This is a genomic window from Dolichospermum sp. LEGE 00240 (assembly GCF_015207875.1).
In the GTDB taxonomy this organism is placed as follows: domain Bacteria; phylum Cyanobacteriota; class Cyanobacteriia; order Cyanobacteriales; family Nostocaceae; genus Dolichospermum; species Dolichospermum gracile.
This window is the reverse complement of the sequence record NZ_JADEVZ010000020.1, coordinates 26,177-48,782: the sequence shown is the minus strand read 5'-3', so window position 1 is coordinate 48,782 and position 22,606 is coordinate 26,177. Positions and strand designations below refer to the sequence as shown.

Below are 22,606 nucleotides of genomic sequence, written 5' to 3'. Positions count from 1 at the left end.
AAGTTAAGAAAATAATATTATAGCTATTTTCAAGTAAATTTACCACATATTTTGTCTCAGATTTCAGATGCAAATAAATTTTGTTTACTGAACTGTAATTTATCCCTACTTCATCTATTTCTTTTCTTAAATATAAAACTAAAAGAATCTGTACCTCCAGAGAGATAAAAACCAACTAACCCAGCTTTTATAGTTCAAATTAAATAGGTTTTGATCAAAAACAACTCAGGGAAATATACTTAATGAAAGCTTTATTAATCTGGCCGATAATGCCTAATTCTTTTTGGTCTTATCAGGAAACCATTGATTTAGCTGGGTTACGATCTACGAATCCTCCATTAGGGTTAATCACGGTGGCAGCAATGTTACCGAGTGATTGGGAATTCAGATTGAGCGATCGCAATGTCCGTCTAGAAACAGATGCAGATTGGGAATGGTGCGATCTAGTCATCATCTCTGCAATGATCATTCAACAACAGGATTTTGGTGAATTAATTAGAAAAGGTAAAAAGTTAGGTAAAAAAGTGGCAGTGGGTGGACCATTTGCCACATCTGTACCCGAATTTGTGATCGAAGCCGGCGCAGATTATTTAATTTTAGATGAAGGGGAAATCACAATTCCCATGTTTGTCGAGGCTTTAGAAAAGGGAGAAGAAAAAGGGATTTTTCGCGCTACAGAAAAACCCGATGTCACCACAACTCCCTTACCTCGATTTGATTTATTAGACTTAAATGCTTATATCGCCATGACGGTGCAATTTTCACGGGGTTGTCCATTCCAATGTGAATTTTGCGATATTATTACCCTTTTTGGACGCAAACCCCGCACGAAAACCCCAGAACAAATTCTCGCCGAATTAGATGCTTTATATCAAATGGGTTGGTGGCGTTATGTATTCATAGTTGATGATAACTTTATTGGCAATAAACGCAATGCTAAAGTCTTTTTAAGGGCATTAATTCCCTGGATGGAAGAACGTAATTATCCTTTTGCTTTATTAACAGAAGCTTCTTTAAATTTAGCAGAAGACGACGAATTATTAGAATTGATGGTAAAAGCTGGTTTTGTTCAGGTATTCATGGGAATTGAAACTCCTGATGTAGATAGTTTAGTCGGAATTAATAAACCACAAAATACCCGCAATTCCTTAGTTGAATCTTGCCATAAAATTACCAAAGCCGGATTGCAAATTATGTCTGGTTTTATCTTAGGATTTGATGGTGAAAAACCAGGAGCAGGTAAACGGATTCAAGAGTTTGTGGAAGCAACTTGTATTCCCCAAGCTCATCTTAACTTATTGCAAGCTTTACCCAATACAGCCATGTGGACTCGCTTGCAAACAGAAGGACGGTTAAGGGATGGTTTAGGTGAATTTGTGGGTTCTCAAAAAGCCTTAATGAATTTTGTTCCCACTCGGCCAATGTCAGAAATTGCTGAGGAATTTATTGATGCTTTTTGGAATTTGTATGAACCCATGCCATACCTAAAACGGACTTTTCGCCATTTTATGATGATGGAAGGTTGGCGGGCTAAATATCAACGAACTTTAACAAAACCAGAGTTTCAATTTTTAATGTCTATTTGTTGGCGACAAGGATTTTTACGTTCTACACGGTTTGTTTTTTGGTGGCAATTAATAGTAATGGCATGGCGTAAACCTCATCTATTATATGATTATTTAATTGCTTTGGGTACAGGGGAACATTTTTTCAAGTTCCGTCATGAAGTCAAGGCAGAAATCGAATCAGAATTAGCCGAATTTCAGCAACATCAACAAGAACAAGAAGTCATAAGTTTACAATTAGAAACTGTGAGTAATTAGGTCAACAAAATAAAACCAAACTGTGTCAAGAAAAGCCAAATTCCTGAAAACTTCTTTACTCTTGCCTTGCCAGAATGCTAACCACTGATATCTGAATGCTTACAGAGTCACTCACTGCATAAACGGTTGATGGATAAATAACTGGCAAAAATACTGGCTTGGACAGATAATTGATGTTGTTGATACCAGGTGAAAGCATTATCTGCAACTACCTGTCCCTCTAATAAATTCAGCGTGTGATCATTTCTGTCTGCTAACCAATAATGTTTCCCAGCCTGTAAACCATCTCCATCTTTACCTTTATACCATACACCGATAGGTAACAATCTGTGAGAACAATAGGCAGCAAAAATTCCTGATTTGCTCAAATAGTCAGTATGATAATTGAAAAAACCAACTAAGGAGCTAGATAATATATTACTAATTTCTTGACTAGATTTAATTCCCAAACAGTTGACAGGAATACCATTAATAGGCTCAATTTGAAAATTCACAGGAGAGCCAATATCCAGAATTTCCTCAATTTCCAATTCTTGACAAGTCTTCTGTAAAGCTAAAAAAGATTGCTGATAAACACGAGAACGTGATCCAATACTACCAAATATTACCAAACGCCGCTGTCGTTCTGACAAAGGAGTGAGATTTTTCGGCTCACCGACATTAGAAAATACTGGTAAAGTGGGAATATCCGAATGTTTTCCTTGACTAAATTTTCGGATAATATCAGCATATCCTTCTTTGCTGGTGATACAGCGATCGCTCAACTTAATCAACCGAGTCGCTAAATTTCTTTGGAGTGGCGATGTCCAAAACTGGCTATTCCAAATTGGACCAAAAGCATAGATTTCATGAAACATTGTCACTAAACGGCGGTTATTTCCCTCTTTTCGCCACCTTTCTAAAGCTTCTACTAACCACACAGGACAGCCTCTCCTGGCATAACCATAGCCCACATAATGCAGTAGCAAGGTCTGTTTTACATCATCTTGATTAAGTAATAATTTTAGTAACGCAGTCCGTGAGCAATCTGCCACCTGTTTAACTGCAAATCCTTCGATAACACCTTCTCCAGTCCAATTCGCATCTCCAATCACAAAATTGGTGATGATGCCAAAATCTTCGCGCATTTGTCGAGCTAAATTTAACCCATAATCTCCCACTCCATCAACAGCCGGGGGTAGACGCGGAACAATAGTAGTAATTTCCATATTTCTGTAACTCATCATAAGATGTTTATAAATCACTTAGTATATTAGATGGTGGCACATATTAGATACTGGAGAAAATTAAAATTAATCACATAAATTCAGTCCGTCTCGCTATTATCTGCGACTACCCAGAAGAAAACTGGCATAGTATGGATTTATGCGCTCAAATGTTACTAAAACAGTTGCAACCTGAAGACTCGGCATCTCTTCAAACTATCCAAATTTGTCCAACATTTAATAGACGGTTTCAACAAATTCCTCAACTTGGTAAAAAGCAACTTGCTTACAATAGCGATCGCTTACTTAACCGCTTTTGGGACTATCCTCATTATCTCAAAAACAGGGTGAAAGATTTTGATTTTTATCACATTGCTGACCACTCCTACGCCCATTTAGCCCATGTCTTACCGCCAGAACGGACGGGAGTATATTGTCACGATCTTGATGCCTTTCGCTCTCTTCTAGAACCAGCAAAAGAGCCTCGTCCAGGCTGGTATCAAGCCATGTCTCGGAGGATTTTACAAGGTTTGCAATCATGCAGCCTGGTATTTTATTCTACCACAGAAGTCAGAAAACAAATTGAGCATTACCAACTGGTAGAACCATCACGCTTAGTTCATGCTCCCTATGGTATCGCCCCAGAGTTTAGTATGAATTCTGAACCAGATATATTATCGCCGCAGATACCTAAACAGCCTTTTCTACTTCACGTTGGTAGCTGTATTCCTCGCAAACGCATTGATATTCTATTAGAAGTATTTGCACGAGTCCGCAGTATTCATCCAGATTTACAACTTGTTAAAGTGAGTGGTGAGTGGACATCAAGCCAACAACAGCAAATTACGCAGTTAAATATTGGTAATTCAATTATTCATCTCCAAGGTTTACAACGTTCAACTATCGCTGCTCTTTACCAAAGAGCCTCAGCCGTGTTATTAACAAGTGAAGCTGAAGGATTTGGATTACCTGTGATTGAAGCTTTAGCTTGTGGAGGTATAGTAGTTGCTAGTGATATTCCTGTATTGCGGGAAGTAGGTGGAGAAGTTGTTATGTATTGTCCAATTACAGATATATCAGCTTGGGTGCAAACAATAGAACAAGTATTAGCAAATCCAAATTGCACTCCTACTATTAATTCGCGTCTAACTCAAGCACAGAAATATTCTTGGTCTAATCACGCTCAGATTATTGGCAAATCTTATTTAAAATTAGCGGGTATTGAAAATATATGAAAATTGTATTTGTCAACCCTGTAGGAGTAATTGGTGGTGCAGAGAGAGTGTTATTAACTATCATAGCTGCACTTTTGAATACAAAGCCAAATATCCAACTGTTCCTCATTGTTGGGACTGATGGACCATTGATAGAAGCAGCAGAAAAATTGGGTGTACAAGTAAAATTAGTCAAATTACCAGAAGAATTGAACCAACTGGGTGACAGTGCTTTTAAAGGTAGTAATCGGGCTGTAATGGGATTAGTATTATTATTCAGACTAGTCAAAATTTTACCAAACATTGGCCAATATTTGCGAGAATTTCAGCGATCGCTCCAACAACTCCAACCAGACTTAATTCACTCCAACGGGATTAAAACTCATTTACTCATAGCATTGGCTGGAATCAAGGATATACCAATTATTTGGCATATCCATGATTTTTATAGTTCACGTCCATTCATGGCATGGGTTTTAAAACAGGTCAGCTATGGTGCTAAACTAGGAATTGCTATTTCTGAAGCTGTAGCTAAAGATGCGAAAACTACCCTACCCAAATTACCAATAGAAATAATTTAGGATATACAGTTGATTTTAGTCCAGCAGTTGATAATGCTGAATGGGATGCTAGAATTGCCCTCAATGATTATCTTCAAGGTATAAACCGTTCAAAGTTTATTACCAAACAAGAGACAGAACTAAAAACTACAGTTTGGGGACCTTGGGTACGAGATGCAAAAAAATTAGAGGAGCGTTTTCAAAGCCGTCAAAAATATTATGATGAAATTCTTGCCAATCCAGTAAGGGCGTTCAAAAAATTTCAAGTAAAATATGTAGCTTTATCAAAAAATACTCAGCCACCCGAATATCTTAATACTGGTTGGAAACTTCTGCAAGATGGTCAGTATTGGCAGATTTGGGAAAATAAACTTGATAAATCTGCTTAAACATAATACAAAAATCAAGGGTTAATTTACGGTCTCTGTCCTCGTGTCCTAACTTTATCTTAGGATCAGTAAGTAAATATATATAATTTCAAAATGCAACGAACTGGACGTTCTGTAGTTAACTATGCCTCTGGACTTATACTACAGGTAATTATGATGGGCATAAGTGTAATTAGTACACCTCTACTACTCCATTGGCTAGGTGATGAACGCTATGGGGCATTTCGCGCTGCTAGTGATTGGGGAAGTTATCTCAATCTCCTAGAATTGGGTATTGGTGGCTCCTTAATGGCACTGTTGGCAAAAGCCGTAGGTATTGGGGAATCTGGACAAATCCGCCTCATACTAGCCACAGGCATCCGAGCCTATCTACAAATCATGATAGCGATGGTACTGGCAGGAGTCGGATTAGGCTTGTTTATTACTCAGCTTGTACCAGTTACAGATTCTTTAGTTAATGAACTGCAAACAGGTTATTGGTTGGTATTTTTCGGTATATTTTTATTACCATTAGTCCCCTTCCATTTGTTAGCAGATGCGAGTCAACGCAGCTATGTTGCCAATTTTTTTCTTATGTTTCAAAGCCTGATTATTACAGGTTTGTCCCTATTGCTGGCATGGCGCGGATTTGGTATTACTGGACAATATCTAGCTGTATTAATTGGTGGTATTTGTTTTCAAGTTTTGATATCCTGGGATGGCTTACGACGCTATCCAGATGTGTTTTTAGCTGTGGGCGATCGCCAATCCCAAATTCCCATAGAGAAAGAACTTTGGCGACTAAACTGGTCTACATTCATCCTCAATCTTTCAGGTCGTTTAGGTTTATTTACAGATAATATTATTATTTCTTATAGTCTGAGTCCCGCTACAGTTGTACCGTTTTTTGTGACTCAACGTTTGCTGGTAATAGCACAAATACAAATACAAGGGATTGGAAATGCTACTTGGGCGGCTCTTGCTGATCTCTATGCTAAAGGAGAAACAGAAAAGTTCAATGCTCGGCTGATTGAACTAACGCGATTAGTAGCTGTAATGGGAGTAACTTTTATGGTAGCGATCGCAGCTTATAATCATCTCTTCATTAGATTATGGGTGGGAGAAAATCGCTTTGCTGGTGATGGTGTCACTTTACTAGCTGCTTATAACGGATTATTACTAGGGCTTTTATCGCTTTGGGGGTGGTGTTTTAGTGGTACTGGCAACCAACCTAAATTAGTTCGCCCTACTGCACTTTCGGCGGGAATTAATTTTCTAGCCAGCATTCTTTGTACTCACTTTTTTGGCATTATTGGACCACTATTAGGTACTTTTATTGCCTTGACAACCGTTAGTTTATGGCAGTTACCCCTATTAATGCGGGAGGTTTTTGGTACATCTGTAAAACAACTGTTTTTAGCTGTTGCTCAACCCCTAGCAGTGGGCATACCTTATGGTTTAGCAGTTTGGTACATTGCCAAAAGTCATACACCCTGGGGATGGATAGGCTTAGGTACAGAAATGAGTTTAGCTGCTCTTATTTACCTCCTTATAGCTTGGTTACTGGTATTGAACGAGTCTGAGCGTAAACAGTGGAGCGATCGCTTTAAAATGCTATTTTCAATGCGGAAATGGTAAAAGCTCAGACTCTGAAAAATAAACGCCGATAATTTCTGTGGGTTCATCCTCAATTTATAGTTGGATGCCAATACAATCGAGGGCGGGGAAACCCCACCCCTACAAATTATGATTTATTCAACTGTTACTGACTTCGCCAAATTCCTTGGCTGATCCACATCCAAACCTCGTCGGGCAGCAATATGATAAGCTAACAACTGTAATGGAATCACCGTGAGAATTGGCGAAAGAATTTCCTCAACCTCCGAAACCGGAATTAAATCATTAAAGATTTCCGCCGCTTCACCATCTTTCACAGAAGTTACTCCAATTAATCGAGAATCTCTGGCTTTAGCTTCTTGAGCATTAGAAATCACCTTTTCATATACATTACCAGGAACAGCGATCGCCACCACCGGCACTTTAGCATCTAATAGAGCGATCGGTCCATGTTTCATTTCTCCCGCTGGATAACCTTCAGCGTGAATATAGCTAATTTCCTTTAATTTTAAAGCCCCTTCTAACGCGATCGGAAAATTAATTCCTCTCCCAATAAAGATAAAATCTTTTGTCTCTGAAAAATCATGTACCAAATGTTCAATATAACGTTCTTGAGTTTCCAAAATCGCCTCAATTTCCCCTGGTAACTGCCGTAAACCCGTGAGAATTTCCTCAAATCTCGAATCACTAATCTCCTGACGACGATAAGCCAAATCTAACGCCAAAGCATAAAACGCCATCAATTGCGCTATAAAAGTTTTCGTCGCCGCTACACCAATTTCAATTCCCCCATGAGTATTAATAATATTCGCCACCATATTACCCAAACTACTTTCCGGGCGATTAGTAATTCCCAAAAGTCGCGCTTGATACTTAGATTCTTTCCCTTGTCGGCGTTCTTTTTCCATCGCCAAAGCCGCCAACGTATCAGCAGTTTCCCCAGATTGTGTCACCCCAATAGTCAAAGTATTAGCCGTTAACGGTGAAGGTGCATATCGAAACTCTGAAGCATATTGTACCTGAGTGGGAATTCCTGCCAACTGTTCTAATAAATATTTACCCACCAACGCCGCGTGCCAACTTGTACCACAGGCAACAATTTGAACTTGTTCTAAATCTGCGTAAAATTCCGCTGGTAAATCCAATTTCACCGGTGATTCCGCAGTAATTTCTCCATTCTCCACTGTTGAGAAATAAGCCTCTAAACAATCCCGCACCACCCCCGGTTGCTCATAGATTTCCTTGAGCATAAAATGTTTGAATCCCTGTTTTTCCACCATAATGGGATTCCAGTTCAAAGTCCGAGGATGCTTTTTCAAGCGATTTCCCGCAAAGTTATAGACTTCCACCCCTAAAGGAGTCAACCGAGCAATTTCACCGTTCTCTAGGGACAATACAGCGCGGGTATAGGGAACGATCGCCGGTGTATCGGAAGCACAGAAAAACTCACCCTGTCCAAACCCAATCACTAAAGGCGCTTGTTGACGAACGACAATCAACTCATCAGGGTAATCAGCAGAAATAACTGCAACAGCATAAGCCCCCTCTAATTTACTTACAGCTTCTCGCACCGCGTCCAAAAACACCGAAGGGGAAGTAGAACTTGAAGAAGAATTTTTTAAACACTCAGCAATCAAATGAGGAATTACCTCTGTATCTGTTTCCGAGCGAAATTCATGTCCTAACGCCTTTAAACTTTCTCGTAACTCTCGATAATTCTCAATAATCCCATTTTGTACCACTGCTATCCGCAGAGCCGTATCTAAATGAGGATGGGCATTGTACTCTTCCGGTTTACCATGAGTTGCCCACCGTGTGTGACCAATTCCAATTTGGGCAGGATTTTCGATTTGTTCCAGTTTAGAACGCAAATTGAGTAATTTACCCTTAGCCCGCACACAATGCACGTCACCTTCTAAAATAGTGGCAATTCCCGCCGAATCATAACCTCTGTACTCTAATTTCTCTAATCCAGCCAATAAAATATCTGTCGCTGTCTGAGTGCCTATATATCCAACTATTCCACACATTGCTTAAACCACTCCAGTTTCAGGATGATTAAATTTTAAGTATAGTTGCTGAAATGAATAAGCCACTTTAGCAAATTAGTAATTGGTCATTGGTCATTGGTCATTGGTTATTGGTTATTGGTCATTGGTCATTGGTCATTGGTCATTGGTCATTGGTAACTTCTTTCTTTCTCCTGACCACGAACAACGGACAACGGACAACTGACAACGAACAACTGACAACTGACAACAAAAATGCTGAGGAATTACGAAAGAATTTTGATGTTTCTCCCGTTCTCATTCCCCAGCACTAAAGTACCAAGAATTTAGAAATGAAATTCTTAGTAAGCCAAGCCCATACTGCGAGTTGTTTCAGCGCCTAAATAAACGCGAATACTCAAAAAGTCGGTGGGGCAAGCAGTTTCACAACGCTTACAACCTACACAGTCTTCAGTGCGGGGAGAAGCAGCCACTTGAGCAGCCTTACAGCCATCCCAAGGAACCATTTCTAGTACGTCAGTAGGACAAGCGCGGACGCATTGTGTACAGCCAATGCAGGTGTCGTAGATTTTTACGGTATGAGACATTGAAAAAACTGCTCCTTTCGGGTGTTCTTCTGAGGTGAAATAATCATAATCAAGGCATAGTTTACCCCAGAGCTTGATAGCTTGTAAGTAAAAGGCTACATAACTTCAAACAATGTAATAGACACTTTGGACAATTTATCTACTAAGATCGCTGTTATCTAGCTGTAATCAGCAACATGGCTATCTAGTGTTTACCCAAATGGTTCCCTAGTAGTCTGTCAACCCGAAAATGACGGGTGAAGGCAAGCAGAGGGAGAAGAGAGGCACCGGGGGTAGGGGAGGGAAGAACAGAAGTTTTTTTCCGATCATTACCCGTCAAAATAAATTTGACGAACTACTAGGAATCTGAATTAAATCTTAAATAAAGTACAAGGTGCAAAAGTAGCAAAAGTAGCAAAAGTAGGGTGTGTTAGCGACAGCGTAACGCACCATTCCACGTTAAATCAGAATTGCAGGTTATTAAATTTGCGTTCCTCACAGGATTACCCAGTAAGCGTAAAGCTCAGTGTCTTTAGACCTGAGATATAAGCGATACAGGCTAATTAATTCGCTACAAACGTGGACTAATGAAAAATTAAGGGTTCTGAACCCACCTATTCCTTCTGTCCCGCAAGGGATAAGCTGTTGTGCATTTAATTTGTATAATTCTTGCGGGCAAGATGCCCGTACTACAAGAAATAGGCGTTGCTGAATCGAGGTATGAAATTCCCAAATTGAATCTTTAAAACTCTTACCTCAGTGCGTCTTTGCGCCTTTGCGTGAGACTAAAATTCATACCCTTAGAGGATGTTTGAAAAGTTTCCGGCGATTAGAAATCGCTACTACACAAACAAAGTCCACCTGCGTGGACTAACGAAAAATCAAGGCTTTTGAACCCACCTATTTCTTCTGTCCCGCAAGGGATATGTGGGTTTAAAATTCTATATGTCAATCACATCATATTAACTGATTATGGAGCTAAATTCCTTACCCACTGAGATAATTTTGACACATCCGCGTCAGTCTCTTGGTAAATTACAACTTGATTGGACACCCCAACCGGGAAACTATCTTGATTTTGAGGGAAAAACCTACGCAGTTTTAGAGCGCTGCCATAGATATCAGCTTAGAGGAGGACGCTATAGTTTACATAATATCGCTATTTATGTCCAAAAAGCACAAAGACCGGAAGAAAGAAGTTTAGTAGAGGGACGTTGGGTTATTGGTGATGCTACCTGTAACTATAATGCTCTTTCAGAAATTATCCGTTGTGCAGTTAACCCAGAAGGACCATGTAAATCCTGTCGGTTTTATGAAAATTAGGGAACAGGGAACAGGGAACAGGGAACAGGTGGAGAGGAGAGACAATGTTGCCCAATCACCAATCACCAATCACCCATTACCCATTACCCATTACCAATTACCTCTCCAACAGTTAATCGAGTTCCATTGACAAAATCCCATCCTGATTGGGGACGTTTACCTGTTAATTGCACTTCTCGCAGCAGTAGTAAACCTGTCCCTGTTTGGACAATTGCCCCTAGTCCTTTAGTGATATTTACTACTTCTCCGGGTTGACCTGATATCGTTGACAAATTAGGTATTTTGTTTATTCTATCCTGTAACTGCTCTGGTAATTCTTGAATGTACGCTGACTCTATGGGAACAGTAGCAGTGATTTTCAATGGTTGATTGCGGAAGCTGGTAATACAGTTAGGATAAAAGCCGCGAATTTGATTGTGTAATTGAATGGCACTTTTGGACCAGTCTAAGTCATAGTCTGGCTTTTGAATTAAAGATGCGTAAGTGGCTGTGGTATGATCTTGGGGAATGGGTGTAATTTCTCGGCGTTCCAGTTTATATAGGGTTTCTATGAGTAAATCTGCACCAGCGATCGCTAACTTTTCCGCTAAAATCTGAGCATGATCTAGTAAATCAATCGGTGTAGTTGCCTTGAGCAGCATATCACCTGTATCCATGCCCTTATCCATCAGCATAGTTGTGATCCCGGTTTCTTTTTCGCCATTGTAGATACTCCACTGAATCGGCGCAGCCCCCCGATATTGAGGGAGAATTGATCCATGTACGTTGACACAACCCAACTTTGGCATATCTAATATCTTTTTAGACAAAATTTGTCCATAAGCAATGACTACAAACACATCTGCCTCCATTTGCTTGAGTTGTGTTAAGGTTTCAACATCTTTTTTGACTCTTTCCGGTTGCCATACTGGAATATGATGATCTGTAGCTAAGGCTTTCACGGGGGAAGGTGTCAGTTTATTCCCACGTTCTCGGCGTTTATCTGGTTGGGTAATTACAGCAAGTACCTGAAAATCAATGTTTTCCAAGAGTCTTTTTAAAGTGGGAATTGCAAAATCTGGAGTGCCAAAAAATACTACTTTCATTAGTTATTAATTATTAATTACAAGTCATGAGTCACTGATCAATGGTAAGTGTCTTCCCCATCACTGACAACTGCCACATCTGAATGTTAATAAAATTATGTTGATCATTTTTGATTATGGGAAATAAATTTTCATGGTTTGATGGTATAGTGTTTATTATTAGTTGAGTAAAAACAGCCTCGATAAACTATCAATAGTCCAGGTACTTAGTTCGGCGATGCTTTCGGTTCGGAATCATATCATTATTTGCATCTACTGTTGACGGATTTTGCGCGCCCGACTGTGTTTTAGAGTTGTTCATTTATCTACTAAATCAAAATTATTCGATAATTGCCCAAGTTCAAAGTAAACTGTGTTTGCTTAATCGCAGCGGTTACGAGTGTAAATTACAGTTTGTTGTTCGGGTGTATGAATTTAATGTTTTGTTTACTATTGATCGTGCATCAGTTAACCTGGATTTGCCAATATATAGGTTGTGATTGGGTAAGTCCTGCGCTATCATATTACCTGAGTTCGACATAAGATAATTTTTGGAAAACTGCCCCAAATATGATTCTCAAACCCTTATGATCTCGTTGAAAAAATCATAACTCTGAACTCCTAACACCGAACTCAGGTTATATCCAGCCAGAAACAAAGTATATTATTGGGAAATTACTTGATTTCAAAGGATGTTTGAAAACTTTTTGACGAATTTATTCGCCTCAGTTAGTATGAATTTAGACTTTTAAGTAATTGGACAAAAATATTTACAGTCATTGCCAGCGAAGGGAAGCAATCACAACCCTTGGAATTGCTTGATTTCGCTTTGTTCCATGTGGCTAACGCAACGCTTACGGAATGGCATTATGTATTGATTCTGTCTCACTACTTAAAACAACCTCTAAGACAGTTTTTAATAGCATCTCTAGATTTTGGCTAGGTAAGTATTCAGTCAAAACCGGATTTTAGGGGTTTTGAATGGGGGAGACTGACATCAGTAAATTAACATTCAGAATCTTGATTAATTCAATTCTTGCTGAACTGCTAACGGCTGAACGCTTGAATTTACACTCCTGATCAACATACCTGTATTCTACTGGTGTTAAATATGGATGTTGCTTGAACTGACAATAATGATGGTATTTATTAACAGATGTAATTTACTGTTAACTTTCATCCCGTCATGATTGTATATTATGTAAAGATTATGAGGGGGTAAATAGTGACACTAAAACTTTTGTAAAGCGATGCAACATTTGAATAAATTATCTCGTAAAAGCTTTTGGTTTGTTGATATACATATAATCATAGCTTTTTCCCGTTCCTGTATAAATACTGCCCGCACTTAGCAACTGCCCCTAGAGAGTCTCATCATGCTTAAACCCCTTTTGGTGTCTGGATGGTTCCGTGTTCAACCATTTCTCAAGTACATTGCCATTGTTATTATAATTTCACCTTTCGCGGGCATATTTATTAATACTACCTTAGCGAAACAATTAGAAACAGTAATTGTGAGTTCTGGAAGTAGCAAATCTAATCTAAAATTGAGAGAAAGTTCTGCTACTAAAAAGTTAAATTTCCAATTTGCTCAAGTTAACTCTCAAACAGGAAAAATATCTGTTGGTGAAGGAATACATTCATTACCAAAAGATCGAATGATTTCAGGGGTAGAACGAGAAAATTCTCAAGTGGGGAATAATGTTGTTAGTGAAACTGTGCCATCAGTTAATGTGGCACAATTTCCAAGACCAAGACTGGTTAATCAAGTTAATTTAATTCAAAAATTACAAGATACAAAAGAAAAGGCTGATTTAAATTCCCCAGTCAGTGAGAACATTAAATCCAAGGAATTAGCAACATCAACAGTTACACCTAAAGTCGGAGAAATTCCTGTTAGTGAACAGCAAAATGAGTCAGAGACAGCACAAACTGATCCTATAGGCAGTCCCCACCCCATCCCTTGGCAATGGATTTTGGCTACTCAAGAAGCGATTGGAGGGAAAGGTGGTTCTGGTCTCCGCTACTATCGGAGTATTCCTGTGGTTTCTCCTGATGGCAAGTATGCGATTTATAGTCGGGTGCAGATGGAAGTAAAACCGGAAATGCACAACAGCCGAGTTAATAGTGTGTTGTTTGTGGAAGATAGACAAACTAAGCGGTTACGGGTGATGACATCAACTAGTGTGGTGATTGATCCGCTGTTAAAGAGACAGGCTAGTTTGTCAGCAGAAGCGGATAGTGATGGAAATATGGGTGTATTAGTGCCTGTAAGTTGGTCTGAAAAAGGCGATCGCTTTTTAGCCCGGAAATTTGTGGCTATTTTCAATACAGCAGATGCCACAGATCAGGCTGTAATTTGGAATAGTCAACAGAATAATCTTAATGTGGTTAGTCCTGTGCAATCCGAAGATGATCACGAAAAAATAGCCATTTTGTTAGGTTGGAGTAAAAAGCAACCTAATGATGTGTTATTCCGTGCTGGTGAATTAGGGGAGGAAAATTGGCCTCTGTTGCAAGTGACTAATGATGGTAGAACTGTAGATATTTCAGCAGAAGGGGATCAAGCAGTAACTTTTGGTGAAAAAGGTAGCATTTGGGTAGATCCACAGCTTGCTTCTCGATAAGGAGTCACCGAGTCACCGAGTCACCGAGTCAGGAGTTCAGGAGTTCAGGAGGAAGAATAGTTTTTACCAATTACCTGTTCCCTGTCCCCTGTTCCCTATTCCCTGTTCCCTGTCAAGACATTGCGCTGCTGACTAAAATTACCGTAATATCAACACCAGAGGCGATCGCTTCGGGAATATTTCCTTGAATAGCTTGTTGTAATAATCCCTCACGGGAAGCACCCAAAACTACAACGTCGAAACCTTTAGTTTTCACCAACTTAATTACTCCAGCGGTGACAGATTCAGCTTGTAAGGATGCAGCAATAACATTACCTTGTAAATTGCGGTAACGCATTAATTGCCGGGTAGATGCTTCTAAAACTGTCATATCTGGTGCTGTTTCCCCAGGTTTAACTACTTGGGTTAAGCGAATTTCTATCTCATTTTCCAAAGTGACTAAAGCTGGTAATAATTTGATAGCTATGGGTGCATTTGGTCCCCCAGCCATAGGGACTAACCATCGTTTAAATTGTTGGTAGGAACGAAAATTATCGCCTAATTTTACTAAAACAACATCACAATTTGCCTGACGAATTACCGTATCTACAACATTGCCAAAAATTCTACCAGGGGTAGATGTATTTCCCTTCCAACCCATGAAAATTAGATCTATGTATCGTTCCTTAGTGGTTTCTAAAATTGCTTGGGCAACATCATGGGCGACCCGAATTTGGGTATGAATGGGAATGTGCAGCTTTTTGGCTAAACTTTCAGCTTGTCGGAGTAAGCGACGACTTTTTGCGGTGTTGACTGGGGTTTCTGCGGGGGAAATATGACGAGATACAAGGATAATTTGTAAACATTCTATTTCATAATGGCGATCGCGGGCAATAGCGGCAGCCATTTCTAATAATGCCGGGGCGGTTTCCGGGTTAGCAATAGTAACTAATAATCTCCCTCTGCCAATACTAGGCGATCGCGTTTGGTAAACTAAATAAGAAGGTTCTGCTTGGGGACCTGTCACCCCATTTTCGCCATTCAAATGATCTGCTTCAGCACGAATAATATCAGCGCGAGTAATAATCCCAATTAATTTTTTCCCATCAACCACAGGTAAACGACTAATTTGATATCTATCTAATAAATAGAGAACATGACTTAATCTATCTGCTGGTGTCACCGTCACCGGCTTAGGTGTCATAATTTCTTTTAAAAGAGTTTCATGGGGCAAAAGATGATTAGGAATCTTCTGTAAATCAGTTTGGGAAACTAAACCCACTAATTTATTATTTTCTACTACCGGAAAACCGCGATGATGGGAACGAGAAAAAGCTTTAATCACTTCATCTCCCGTCATTTCTGCTTCTAAAGTTTCCACCAAGCACTGCATCACATCATTAGCAGTTAACTCAGTTAATATCCCTTGGGTTGGACTATTTTTTTGAATAACAATTCCATTTAATTTTAAAAGTTTGTCATAGAGTGAACCTGGAACAACTTTCTCCGCTACCAGATAAGATGTCACCGATACCACCATCAAAGGTAAGACTAAATTGAAATCTGTCGTCATTTCAAAAACAATCACAATTGCAGTAATGGGAACTTTAGAAACCGCACTAAAAAATCCCCCCATTCCGGCTAATGCGTAGGTAGTCGGTGAACCAAATCCAAATACTTGCAATTCACATACGCCAATAATATGTCCTAAACAAGAACCTAAAATTAAACTCGGTGCAAATAATCCCCCAGGTGCGCCCGAACCAAAGGCAATTAATGTTAAAATAAATTGGGCAATAAAGGCAATTCCCGCTAAAGGAATATTTGGTTCACTGGCGATTAGAAACTCCCGCAAACCTGTATTATCCCGAAAATACTCTGGTAGCAAAGACATAATTAAACCAGAAGCCAAACCCGCTATTGCCACCCGCAAAGGTAAACTAATATGTAAACGGCGATAAGCTTGAATACTGAAAATTAATCCCCGATTAAATAAAGCTGCTAATAAACCCGCTAAAATTCCTAAAATTAATAAAGTTGGAATTTCTAATAGGGAGAAACTGCTAGAGTGATTAATCAGTTTTAAGTCTAGTTGGAAACTCCCACCACCTAACCACCGGGAAATTACCCCACCAATAAAAGAGGCAATTATTGCCGTTCCTAATGTTAAACCGGATAAATCTTGTAATAGTTCCTCAATAATAAATAAAACCCCGGCTAGAGGTGCATTAAAAGCTGCTGCTAAACCAGCCCCCGCGCCGGCTGCAATCATCTGTCGGCGATGATCTGGAGAGGTGGGAACTAAGCGACTCATACCCGCCGCTAACCCCGCACCTACCTGGACTGTAGGCCCCTGTCTGCCCAAGGTTAAGCCTGAACCCAAGGCGATAATTGCTGAAATTAACTTGACAAAGGCCACTCTCCATGATAGTTGAATCGGCACATTTGCTAGAGCGGCTTTGACTTGGGGAATCCCACTACCAGCGGCTTCTGGTGCTAATCTCTGCACTAACCAACCAGAAAGAAACCCCAAACTTAGACCAATAATTGGTAAGGCTATCCACACAGGAAAAATGTGAGTTGTATGCACTCGCCATGTTCCCAACCACCCTGAACCTTGTTTGAGTAATACCGCAGATAAAGCGGCTACTATCCCAATTACAGAAGCTTCTGCTATGGCTAATCCCCTCCGAGGTTGCCAAAAGTTCCGAAAATACTGGGTTAGCAACGCCAAGGACATCATAAATTTTAAGTTTTCTCCACCTATCGCTATACTTGAGAAGGTAATAACTTGGGTTTTTACATCCACATCTCCCCTTTAAGTAAAAGCTCAAATTATGACCTTGTGAAGTATAATTTAATTAATTTTTGAATAACATTGAGACTCATATTTGGGGCAGTTTTCCAAAAATTATCTTATGTCGAACTCAGGTAACATCAAAAAGTTTTGTTTTCGCTTTCGGTTATGGGGTGACAAAACGTGGAGTTTGATTATTTGGGTGTTGGATTTGAAGATGAAAAAATTACCCACCCCGCTGACGGAATAGGTAATTTTTCAGCATTTAATAACTAAAAAACTTTAGTTATATTTGGCTTAATAGCGACTGCCGCCACCGCCACGGTTGCCACCGCCACCGCCGTAGCCACCACGTCCACCACCTGAAGAACCTCTGTCTTCTTTGGGTTTTGCTTTGTTAACTTTCAAATCACGACCCATCCATTCAGCACCATCAAGGGCATCAATAGCAGCCTTTTCTTGATCTTCACTACCCATTTCCACAAAACCGAAGCCGCGCAAGCGACCTGTCTCACGGTCAGTGGGAAGCTGAACACGTTTTACATCGCCATATTCCGCAAAAACTTGACTCAGCGCATCTTGTGTAACTTCATAAGAGAGGTTACCCACGTAAATTGACATAGAATATTTCCAAAATCATAGGAGTGTAGAGATTTAGATTTCGGAGAAAAGTCTGTAAATACCAAAAGGGAAAGCCTGTCAATACTAACCACAAACATTACTGCCGAATTAATTCCCACCTTCCAATGATTACACAAAAAATCATAATTGTGGGAAGAAGTTTAAAAAATGTTGTGAAAAGTCATATTTGTTGCTTATGGGCATTCCCACCTTTGACACTCTCAGGGCTGAAGCCGCTGAGATTCTTTAAATCAAAGACATGACTCTGCGCTTTACGCTGACGGGATAATCCTGTAAGTTACACCCGTTAATTAACCCTATCCCCTGTATTTCAGCCATCACATCTTAGCTTGTATCCGCTGTTCTAGATATTGACCAATCATAAACTGTTCATACTGGCTATTCATTCATGTTATGGTAGGTGGCAACAGCAGAAGGTGAAATCCGATTTAAGTAGCGGAAAATCCAATATTTAAAGATCGTATCTAAAATTACGGGAAATGTGGCAATAAATAAGAAAATAAAATCCCGATTGGCTGGTAATCCCCAATGTCGTGATATTCCTTCTAAGAGAACTTCCCAACCGTGAGGAGAGTGGAAACCGACAAAAACATCAGTAAATAAAATGATAATAAATGCTTTAGCACTATCACTTAAACCATAAACTACGTTATCAAAAAATTCCTTGAGGACTGCGATAGAACGCTTACTAACAAGTAATAAGATGGTGAAAGTAATTACTGCGAAAATATCAGCAAATACATTTTTAATAGCATTATCACTTTCTTTACGAAATTCCTCTTTGACTTCCTCTGCTTTCTTCTTTATTTTGAGTTCTAATTCTTCGGTAGTAAGAGGAGGTGCATTACTAATTAAGGCTTCAAATTTGGTTCTTTCTTCAAATCTTTGTAAGGCTAATAATCCTGCTTCTTCCATTTCTCCATTTAGGAAAACTTCTCCTGTTTTATCATGGCGGAAATGTTCTACTAATGGACTCACAATCAAAGCTTTGGATAATTGATGAGTTAGAAGAGGAACGATAATCAGTAAAAGTATAAACCGAATTGAAATAATACTTCTTTGTTGGGCTTTACGAAAATTTTGAACTACATTTTGCTCAGATTCTGGATCTAATTCTACCTGTAGGCGAGTGATTGTGCTTAAAATTGAGCGTGGTAAAATACCTGTTGTATTAGTTTTTCCTTTCGGTAGGCTTTTGTTAGCTTGATTTGATGTTTTAGGGATAAATTGTTGGGAATTAACTAAATCTCTGGATGGTGCGACAGGTGGAGGATTGGAGGTGTTATAATTTGTATCTATATCATTATCAGTATATTTGGAGGTGACTTGATCAATGAATTCTAGTTTCTCTAAAATTAATGCGGGCCTAGAATATTCTATACCCAGTTTTAGGGCGGCTTTTTGTTTAGATTCATTCGCAAACCACCGACTGGCTTTAAATTCTGTCAGCCGCATTTGCACAGTTTTTAATAACTTTTGCAAATCTCCTTGAAAATAATCCATGACACTGGCGCTGTGTATGGTAAATTCAGAGTCTATTTTGTTACCATTAAAGTGTTGATCTTCTATTTCCTTAATTTTTATAGCCGCTTGATAGGCTGTATTTAAAGAACGTTCTGGTGTCATTAGATACCATTTATAAGCAGCTAGTAAAAAAGGGTATATTTTTTGGCTAAACACGGTATTTTTCATCAAGATGATTATTTGGCATTATCTACTAAATTCTTAAACTTAAGTGAACGCAAAAACCATGATTTCTGATTCTCTTTGGATTTTTGGTACTAGTCGTAGTGGTAAAACTACTCGCTTGGTCAGCTATTTTGATGCTTGGTTGCAAGTTAACAATCAAGTTTCTAGTTCATTTTATAATGAAAATATTAACAATTCTCAACCTCAACCTATAGATCCAAATTTAAATTTACACCAAAAAGAACTAGGTATTTTATTGTTAGCTGCTAATGATGATAATCGCCGGGAATTAGCTGATAGAGTTACTACTTTAACCCTGGGAAGATATCCTATTCGTGTCAAAACAGCTTTGGGGTTTTTTCAAGATGAAGTAATTTTGTTTTGGCCTTTACTAATTGACTCGTTGTCAATCAAAGCACAATTTCCGGTTAGATTACGTCCCGAAACAGAACAAGAATTGGCGACGAAACTCTGGAGTTCTCAATTAAATTCAGAAGTTTTGCGGCGTGTAGGGATGAATGAGAATCGTTTGGTCAGAAGGATTCTAGATTTATGGCAATTGGCGGCTTATAGCGGTGTATCCTGCGAAGATATTCCCCAGATATTACAAAGTGGTCTAAAGGATAATTCTCTTAATTTAGAAGCAGATTTTTTGGGTTTTTTACTACTAAATTGGCGGAATTGGTGCTTAGAAAAAGGTTTATTGACTTATGCACTAATTACTGAATTGTATCACCAAAAATTATTACCTGATTGTAGCTATCAACAGCATTTACAACACCGTTATCAAGGGATCATAGCAGATGATGTGGATGATTATCCAGCGATCGCTGCTAACTTATTTGCATTTTTGTTAGATACTGGTGCTGTGGGGGCTTTTAGCTATAATCCTCATGGGGCTGTCCGTTGGGGTTTAGGTGCAGATCCTGAGTATTTATACCAAATATCTAAACGTTGTCAAGTAGAAACTTTAACTTCACCTCCTGTAAATAGTTTGGGCTATACTCTGACTAAGCAAATGGTAGAATTGGTAACACAGCCGATGACGATGTTGAGTTTACCCAGTTGTGTCAAGCCTATTCAAACTAATTCCCGCGCTCAATTATTACGCCAAACAGCCGAGATGATTATTGCTGGGGTGCAGTCCGGGGAAGTAGGGGCGGACGAAGTAGTAATTATTGCACCGGGTTTAGATGCGATCGCTCGTTATACTCTAGTAGAAATATTAACTAAGCAAAATATCGAGGTAGAATCTCTCAACGAACAACGCCCCTTAATCAGTTCTTCAGTGGTGAGAGCATTACTTACCCTCATGGCTCTAGTTTACCCCGGTTTGGGGCGGTTAGTAGATAGGGATGCAGTGGCGGAAATGTTGGTGGTTTTGAGTCAATATCAAACCCAAAATGGGCAGGAAAAAGAATTCCATCATTCTCAAATAGATCCGGTGCGGGCTGGGTTAATCGCTGATGCTTGTTTCGTTCCCCACCCCGACACACCCAATTTATTACCAGTGAAAACCTTTGAACGCTGGGATAGAATTGGCTATATTGCCACTCGGGCGTATGAAGATATATTACAATGGATTGAGACACAGAGAGAGGAATATCACCAGCGACTTCTTCTCACCCCCATTTTCCTCCTCTACAAAGCCATTCAAGAGTTTCTGTGTCAGGATAAAAACCCTTCATATCAAGACTTAGCAGCATTAAGAGAATTAATAGAAACCGCTCAACATTATTGGGAAGTAGATACCCGCTTAAAACAAAACAATACTCTATTACTTTCACTGCATACACCAGAAACCCTTAGTATTAACATTACTGATAGCGATAGCGTGGCGATAGCCATATTTATTCAACTGTTGCGACGAGGAACAATTACTGCAAATCCCTATCCTATCCGTCCTATCGGTAGCAGTAGAAAAGCCGTAACTTTAGCAACTATCTTCCAGTACCGTGCCAGTCGTAAACATCACCGTTGGCATTTTTGGTTAGATATTGGTTCACCACTGTGGGCGAAAGGTGGTGCAGCTACTTTATTTGGTGCTACTTTATTTTTACGAGATAGGTTAGGACAACCTTGGACAGCCGCAGATGAACAACTAGCGGAAGCACAAAGATTACAAAAAATTGTTGCTGACTTACTGGCGCGTGTGTCTGATAAATTGTATTTATGTCATAGTGATTTAGCTATAAATGGACAGGAACAAATAGGTCCATTATTACCTTTAGTTCATTCCTGTGAAGTAGTTTAGCAGAAGTCAGGAGTTCAGGAGGAAGAAAGAAGAATCGTTTTCACCAATTACCAATTACCTGTCCCAAATATAAAATTTATTTTGCACGACTACTTATAAATAAAACCTCCAGATTAGGTTCTAGAGGCTGTTTATGCAAAATTTATTTACAGGCTCTTTTAGCAATCTGCACTTCCATTAGAAGAACTAAGATCAGTAGGAATTATCTTAGTTCCTGATTGATTTAAACTAAACGAACCGGAAGGGTCTGCTTTGAATACGGCTGGGCTAATTCCCGGCTTTGATGCTGAAGAGTTATATAAAAGAAACTCTCCTTGATAAGTACCGCTTTCTCCGGGTTGTAAAGTTTGCTGTTTCAGGGGTAAATTCTCCCCAAAATTATAGAAAGTCCTTGGTGCTTCCGTATTATTTCTCAGTGTGAATCCTCCAACAATATTAGAAGCTTGTTCCGAACTTAATTCCGATAGACAATTTTCATCAAAACCAATTAAAGAAGTATCTTTTTCTGTCTGAGAAGTCGTAAAATTTTCTTGCAACATCATCTTAATATCTCCGCAATTACATAGTTGGAATTAACCTGCTATAAACAGCTTATGCTTTAATTAAAGTAATTCAATTAATCCTAAGTTAGATATTTTAAATTAACCCTAAGTTAGATGACTGACATCAATAAGTAGTCGGACAAAATTAAATTCACTCGTTGAGAGAGGGAACTCTTAACAGGGAACAGAAAAATCAGTTGTGTAATTAATTTTGTCCCATTACTTATGATGAGATGTTTGTCAGAAAATGCCGTAATAACAACGGATAATTCACAAAGGTTTACTTACGTTTAGCTTCATGGGATTCATCGCAAAAGAGATCATTGG

General features: G+C 39.2%; 16 protein-coding genes. 8 read left to right on the top strand and 8 right to left on the bottom strand.

Annotation, left to right across the window (positions count from 1 at the left end):
* The first annotated feature begins 242 nt into the window (after positions 1-242).
* Positions 243-1,823 (top strand): B12-binding domain-containing radical SAM protein, encoded by a 1,581-nt coding sequence (locus IQ226_RS09065; RefSeq protein ID WP_193894687.1) that lies wholly within the window; start codon positions 243-245, stop codon positions 1,821-1,823.
* 107 nt (positions 1,824-1,930) lie between these two features.
* On the opposite strand, the gene IQ226_RS09060 is transcribed toward IQ226_RS09065, so the two are convergent.
* Positions 1,931-3,031 (bottom strand): glycosyltransferase family 1 protein, encoded by a 1,101-nt coding sequence (locus tag IQ226_RS09060; protein ID WP_193894685.1) that lies wholly within the window; start codon positions 3,029-3,031, stop codon positions 1,931-1,933.
* Between the two features lie 149 nt (positions 3,032-3,180).
* On the opposite strand from IQ226_RS09060, the gene IQ226_RS09055 reads away from it, so the two are divergent.
* The 3 genes from IQ226_RS09055 (at position 3,181) to IQ226_RS09045 (ending at position 6,808) form a co-directional block, all read left to right on the top strand.
* Complete coding sequence (locus tag IQ226_RS09055; protein ID WP_228039334.1) at positions 3,181-4,263, top strand: glycosyltransferase; 1,083 nt, start codon at positions 3,181-3,183, stop codon at positions 4,261-4,263.
* Positions 4,260-4,823 carry a glycosyltransferase gene (locus tag IQ226_RS09050; protein ID WP_193894683.1) on the top strand — a complete coding sequence of 188 codons (564 nt, stop codon included), beginning with the start codon at positions 4,260-4,262 and terminating at the stop codon, positions 4,821-4,823. The genes IQ226_RS09055 and IQ226_RS09050 overlap by 4 nt, the downstream gene beginning before the upstream one ends.
* 461 nt (positions 4,824-5,284) lie before the next feature.
* Entirely contained in the window at positions 5,285-6,808 is a 1,524-nt protein-coding gene (locus IQ226_RS09045; RefSeq protein WP_193894681.1) for a lipopolysaccharide biosynthesis protein, read from the top strand.
* A 113-nt stretch (positions 6,809-6,921) separates the two neighbouring features.
* On the opposite strand, the gene glmS is transcribed toward IQ226_RS09045, so the two are convergent.
* Entirely contained in the window at positions 6,922-8,817 is a 1,896-nt protein-coding gene (gene glmS / locus IQ226_RS09040) for a glutamine--fructose-6-phosphate transaminase (isomerizing) (protein WP_193894679.1), read from the bottom strand.
* 89 nt (positions 8,818-8,906) lie between these two features.
* Between glmS and IQ226_RS09035 the strand changes: the two genes are divergently transcribed.
* Positions 8,907-9,110, top strand: coding sequence for a hypothetical protein (locus IQ226_RS09035; RefSeq protein WP_193894677.1), 204 nt, complete (start codon positions 8,907-8,909; stop codon positions 9,108-9,110).
* Positions 9,111-9,137: 27 nt separating this feature from the next.
* On the opposite strand, the gene psaC is transcribed toward IQ226_RS09035, so the two are convergent.
* Positions 9,138-9,383 (bottom strand): photosystem I iron-sulfur center protein PsaC, encoded by a 246-nt coding sequence (psaC, locus tag IQ226_RS09030; RefSeq protein ID WP_015080270.1) that lies wholly within the window; start codon positions 9,381-9,383, stop codon positions 9,138-9,140.
* A 951-nt stretch (positions 9,384-10,334) separates the two neighbouring features.
* Between psaC and IQ226_RS09025 the strand changes: the two genes are divergently transcribed.
* On the top strand, positions 10,335-10,685 hold the full coding sequence (locus IQ226_RS09025; RefSeq protein ID WP_193894675.1) for a DUF6464 family protein: 351 nt from the start codon (positions 10,335-10,337) through the stop codon (positions 10,683-10,685).
* 83 nt (positions 10,686-10,768) lie between these two features.
* Here IQ226_RS09025 and fmt read toward each other — a convergent pair whose 3' ends face one another.
* The gene (fmt, locus tag IQ226_RS09020) at positions 10,769-11,770 is read right to left on the bottom strand and encodes a methionyl-tRNA formyltransferase (RefSeq protein ID WP_193894674.1); all 1,002 of its coding nucleotides are present in this window, start codon (positions 11,768-11,770) and stop codon (positions 10,769-10,771) included.
* 1,355 nt (positions 11,771-13,125) lie between these two features.
* Between fmt and IQ226_RS09015 the strand changes: the two genes are divergently transcribed.
* A complete protein-coding gene (locus IQ226_RS09015; protein WP_193894673.1) occupies positions 13,126-14,376 on the top strand; it encodes a hypothetical protein in 1,251 nt (416 codons plus the stop codon).
* A 112-nt stretch (positions 14,377-14,488) separates the two neighbouring features.
* Here IQ226_RS09015 and IQ226_RS09010 read toward each other — a convergent pair whose 3' ends face one another.
* The 3 genes from IQ226_RS09010 to IQ226_RS09000 form a co-directional block, all read right to left on the bottom strand.
* Positions 14,489-17,095 (bottom strand): chloride channel protein, encoded by a 2,607-nt coding sequence (locus IQ226_RS09010; protein ID WP_193894715.1) that lies wholly within the window; start codon positions 17,093-17,095, stop codon positions 14,489-14,491.
* 354 nt (positions 17,096-17,449) lie between these two features.
* A complete protein-coding gene (locus IQ226_RS09005; protein ID WP_193894672.1) occupies positions 17,450-17,773 on the bottom strand; it encodes an RNA-binding protein in 324 nt (107 codons plus the stop codon).
* A gap of 399 nt (positions 17,774-18,172) precedes the next feature.
* Positions 18,173-19,420, bottom strand: a complete 1,248-nt coding sequence (locus IQ226_RS09000) for a proton extrusion protein PcxA (RefSeq protein WP_370567109.1) — start codon at positions 19,418-19,420, stop codon at positions 18,173-18,175.
* Between the two features lie 124 nt (positions 19,421-19,544).
* On the opposite strand from IQ226_RS09000, the gene IQ226_RS08995 reads away from it, so the two are divergent.
* Entirely contained in the window at positions 19,545-21,737 is a 2,193-nt protein-coding gene (locus IQ226_RS08995; RefSeq protein WP_193894671.1) for a recombinase family protein, read from the top strand.
* Positions 21,738-21,895: 158 nt separating this feature from the next.
* Here IQ226_RS08995 and IQ226_RS08990 read toward each other — a convergent pair whose 3' ends face one another.
* Entirely contained in the window at positions 21,896-22,279 is a 384-nt protein-coding gene (locus tag IQ226_RS08990; RefSeq protein WP_193894670.1) for a hypothetical protein, read from the bottom strand.
* Between the last annotated feature and the right edge of the window lie 327 nt (positions 22,280-22,606).

Coding starts and splice junctions, on each gene's coding strand:
- IQ226_RS09000 (WP_370567109.1), bottom strand. CDS start 19,420: ATGACACCAGAACGTTCTTTAAATACAGCCTATCAAGCGGCTATAAAA.
- IQ226_RS09050 (WP_193894683.1), top strand. CDS start 4,260: ATGAAAATTGTATTTGTCAACCCTGTAGGAGTAATTGGTGGTGCAGAG.
- fmt (WP_193894674.1), bottom strand. CDS start 11,770: ATGAAAGTAGTATTTTTTGGCACTCCAGATTTTGCAATTCCCACTTTA.
- IQ226_RS09045 (WP_193894681.1), top strand. CDS start 5,285: ATGCAACGAACTGGACGTTCTGTAGTTAACTATGCCTCTGGACTTATA.
- IQ226_RS09005 (WP_193894672.1), bottom strand. CDS start 17,773: ATGTCAATTTACGTGGGTAACCTCTCTTATGAAGTTACACAAGATGCG.
- IQ226_RS09055 (WP_228039334.1), top strand. CDS start 3,181: ATGGATTTATGCGCTCAAATGTTACTAAAACAGTTGCAACCTGAAGAC.
- psaC (WP_015080270.1), bottom strand. CDS start 9,383: ATGTCTCATACCGTAAAAATCTACGACACCTGCATTGGCTGTACACAA.
- glmS (WP_193894679.1), bottom strand. CDS start 8,817: ATGTGTGGAATAGTTGGATATATAGGCACTCAGACAGCGACAGATATT.
- IQ226_RS08990 (WP_193894670.1), bottom strand. CDS start 22,279: ATGATGTTGCAAGAAAATTTTACGACTTCTCAGACAGAAAAAGATACT.
- IQ226_RS09060 (WP_193894685.1), bottom strand. CDS start 3,031: ATGGAAATTACTACTATTGTTCCGCGTCTACCCCCGGCTGTTGATGGA.
- IQ226_RS09025 (WP_193894675.1), top strand. CDS start 10,335: ATGGAGCTAAATTCCTTACCCACTGAGATAATTTTGACACATCCGCGT.
- IQ226_RS09010 (WP_193894715.1), bottom strand. CDS start 17,095: ATGTCCTTGGCGTTGCTAACCCAGTATTTTCGGAACTTTTGGCAACCT.
- IQ226_RS08995 (WP_193894671.1), top strand. CDS start 19,545: ATGATTTCTGATTCTCTTTGGATTTTTGGTACTAGTCGTAGTGGTAAA.
- IQ226_RS09015 (WP_193894673.1), top strand. CDS start 13,126: ATGCTTAAACCCCTTTTGGTGTCTGGATGGTTCCGTGTTCAACCATTT.
- IQ226_RS09065 (WP_193894687.1), top strand. CDS start 243: ATGAAAGCTTTATTAATCTGGCCGATAATGCCTAATTCTTTTTGGTCT.